Here is a 2,347-nt window from a genome sequence, read left to right as displayed (position 1 = left end):
CATAGGCGCCGGCGAGCAGCTCCGGTGTCATCGACGCCAGCAGTGTCTTGAGATCGGTTTCGCCGGCCATCTGTCTTCCCTCGCCTGCAAAAAACGGGCCGCAGCCCACGTGCTCTTCAATATCCGCGACCGGCGCGTGCCGATAGTCCAGGCGCTGCAAGGACGACATGGCGATGTCGCTGGCGGCTGGGCTTGCAGAGCTGTCGCATCGCACAATAGAGAAGCTGAGGGCCAGTGCCGGTCCGTGAAAGGCCTTCGATGATCGTTCGCCCGCGCCCCACATTCCTGCAGCTGTTCTTCATCATGCGCGGTTCGGTCGTGCCACGCATTCTGCCGCAAATATTGGGCTTCGCGCTTTATTCCGCGATCATCCTGGCCGCGGCGCGCCGGTTCCAGCTTGATTTCAGCGTCTTCAACATCACGCCTTTCGGCCTGGTCGGCGTGACATTGTCGATCTATCTCTCGTTCCGCAACAACGCCGCCTACGACCGTTGGTGGGAGGCGCGCAAGCTGTGGGGCGCGCTGGTCTTCGAAATGCGCAACCTGGCACGCGCCACCACCAGCCTCATCCCGGACCAGACCGAACAGCGCGCCCTGCTGATGGAAGCGCTCGCCTTCTGTCATTTCCTGCGCGGGCAGTTGCGCAAGATCGACAGCATGAAGGATGCCCGTGCCTTCATCGACGCGGAGGCGGACAAGGCAGCAGCCTTTTCCAATCCGGCGGATGAGATGGTCAGGCGCATGGGCCGGCGTGCCAATGCGCAGCGCCTGGCGGGCGACGTCGACACGATCGGCTTTCGTATCCTCGATGAGAGGCTCGCGTCGGTCGCGGCCATCCAGGCCGGCTGCGAGCGGATCGCCGGTACGCCCTTGCCGTTCGCCTACACGCTGCTGGTGCATCGCACGGCCTATATCGTCTGCCTGCTGCTGCCGATCGGCCTGATCTCGACCACCGGTTGGGCGACGCCGCTGTTCACCGCGCTGATCGCCTACACTTTCTTCGGCCTCGACGCGCTGTCGGAAGAGCTCGAGGATCCGTTCGGGACCGAAGCCAACGACCTCGCTCTCGACAGCCTCTGCCGTGTCTGCGAAATCTCGGTGTTCGAGGCGCTTGGCGAAACGCCGCCGAAGATGATCCCGGCGGAAAAGTTCTATTTTTCGTAGGCAAAGGCGCGCGGGCTTAAAAGAATCTGCCCCGCTGTCGGATCGCCGCTCCATGCCACGTCCTTGGTTCGACCCCAGCAAGAAGGGGATAGAACCATCAGGAGGGACCATCATGAGCATTTCCGAAACCGCGCCCGTCTCGCCGGGCGCTTTGTGGACCGGCCGCGCGCTCAGCGGCGTCATCGTGCTGTTCATGATCTTCGACGGCGCCATCAAGCTGCCGCCGCTCGATATCGTCATCCAGACGATGGTACCGCTTGGCTGGCCGGCCGATCCGAATGTCGCGCGCATGCTTGGCGTCATCGGCCTGATCTCGACCGCTCTCTACGCGCTGCCGCGCACCTCGGTGCTCGGCGCCATCCTGCTTACTGCCTATATGGGCGGCGCCATCGCCACCAATGTCCGCGTCGACAACCCGCTGTTCTCGCACATTCTGTTCGGCGTCTATCTCGGCATTATCCTGTGGGGTGGCCTGTATCTGCGCGATTCCAGGCTCCGCGCGCTGATCCCGTTCAGCCGTTAGATCCGGATCGAAGCACCGCTTTCGGCTCGAAGCCTGAACCCTTTGCCGGGCAATATCTCAGGGATCGAATCGTCGAGTTGCGAGTTAGAGATTCGCCCGGCGGCGGAGGCGGCTCCTATCGGAGAGGAACGACGATGAAGAAAACGATGCTTTTGATGGCGCTGCTGGTGCCGCTCGCCGCTTGTTCGCAAACGGAAAAAGGCGCGGCCGTAGGCGGCCTCGGTGGCGCTGCCGTCGGTGCGGCCGTCGCCGGCGATCCGGTTGAAGGCGCCGTCGTCGGTGGTGCTGTCGGCGCTGTTGCCGGCGCGCTGATCGGCCGGGCGAGCGAGCGTGGCGAATGCCGCTACCGCGATAGCCGTGGCCGCGTCTATATTGACCGCTGCCCGCGCGGCTATTGACCGGGCGGCTTTTACAGACAGGGTCGAATGAAAAAACGGCGGGCACATGGCCCGCCGTTTTCCTGGATGCGATAGAGCAAATACTTATTCGGCGGTTGCGGCTTCCGCCTCGGCCGGTGCAGCCGCGGCGGCGGCAACGGCAGCAGCGGCATCTTCCTGCGCCTTCTTCAGAAGAGCAGCGCGTTCCTGCGCCTTCTTGCCCGGCTCGGCCTTCTTCGGGTTGGAACGGGCGTCGCGCTTGACGAGGCCGGCCTCGTCGAGG

3 protein-coding genes and 1 pseudogene are annotated in these 2,347 nt (G+C 63.9%); 3 read left to right on the top strand and 1 reads right to left on the bottom strand.

Annotated features, from left to right (window positions below; all coding sequences use genetic code 11):
* The first annotated feature begins 258 nt into the window (after positions 1 to 258).
* The 3 genes from EN994_RS27560 to EN994_RS27550 all read left to right on the top strand — a co-directional run bounded on the left by EN994_RS27560 (position 259) and on the right by EN994_RS27550 (position 2,085).
* The gene (locus tag EN994_RS27560) at positions 259 to 1,164 is read left to right on the top strand and encodes a bestrophin family ion channel (protein ID WP_063169560.1); all 906 of its coding nucleotides are present in this window, start codon (positions 259 to 261) and stop codon (positions 1,162 to 1,164) included.
* A 112-nt stretch (positions 1,165 to 1,276) separates the two neighbouring features.
* Entirely contained in the window at positions 1,277 to 1,687 is a 411-nt protein-coding gene (locus EN994_RS27555; protein WP_063169559.1) for a DoxX family protein, read from the top strand.
* A 134-nt stretch (positions 1,688 to 1,821) separates the two neighbouring features.
* Positions 1,822 to 2,085 carry a glycine zipper domain-containing protein gene (locus EN994_RS27550; protein WP_013528799.1) on the top strand — a complete coding sequence of 88 codons (264 nt, stop codon included), beginning with the start codon at positions 1,822 to 1,824 and terminating at the stop codon, positions 2,083 to 2,085.
* Between the two features lie 84 nt (positions 2,086 to 2,169).
* Here EN994_RS27550 and EN994_RS36435 read toward each other — a convergent pair.
* Positions 2,170 to 2,347, bottom strand: a pseudogene (locus EN994_RS36435) (30S ribosomal protein S16); the annotation flags it as partial.

This window comes from Mesorhizobium sp. M7A.F.Ca.CA.002.09.1.1, from assembly GCF_003998555.1.
GTDB classification, from domain to species: Bacteria; Pseudomonadota; Alphaproteobacteria; order Rhizobiales; family Rhizobiaceae; genus Mesorhizobium; species Mesorhizobium ciceri.
This window is presented reverse-complemented; position numbering and strand designations above follow the sequence as displayed.

Coding starts and splice junctions, on each gene's coding strand:
- EN994_RS27555 (WP_063169559.1), top strand. CDS start 1,277: ATGAGCATTTCCGAAACCGCGCCCGTCTCGCCGGGCGCTTTGTGGACC.
- EN994_RS27550 (WP_013528799.1), top strand. CDS start 1,822: ATGAAGAAAACGATGCTTTTGATGGCGCTGCTGGTGCCGCTCGCCGCT.
- EN994_RS27560 (WP_063169560.1), top strand. CDS start 259: ATGATCGTTCGCCCGCGCCCCACATTCCTGCAGCTGTTCTTCATCATG.